Raw genomic sequence first — 379 nt, forward strand, 5'->3', positions numbered from 1 at the left:
CTCGCCGTGTATCCCTTCAGGCTCGCCGCCATCTTCACCATCTGGCTACGCAGCAGGTTATAGGCCAGCAGCACGCCCCACAGCTCTTGCCGTATCCCCGCCGCCTTCTTGCTGCGCAGGGTCAGTCTGTGCTGCTGCAGGCTGTGTTTCATCTCCCGATACCCCAGTTCGATTTCCCAGCGATGGCTGTAAAGCTCGACAATCTCGGCCCCCGGAAAGCGCATCGGGTCAACCATCGAGGTCAGCACTTGCCGCTCTTTGCCGTTGATGCTGCGGGTCAGCAAGCGAGCTTCCACCGTGTCCGGCAGTTGCGGCCACTTTTTGCGTGCCTGTGGACTGGTCTTGAGCTGCACCAGCGCATCCTGGCGCCCCAGCTTGC

1 protein-coding gene is annotated in these 379 nt (G+C 61.7%); it reads right to left on the minus strand.

The annotated features are described in order from the left end of the window. The coding region (locus ACLHZ1_RS20685) for a transposase (RefSeq protein ID WP_427263549.1) at window positions 1-379 on the minus strand (379 nt) is incomplete at both ends.

Origin of the sequence: Aeromonas sobria (genome assembly GCF_050266975.1) — a bacterium.
GTDB lineage: Bacteria > Pseudomonadota > Gammaproteobacteria > Enterobacterales > Aeromonadaceae > Aeromonas > Aeromonas sobria_B.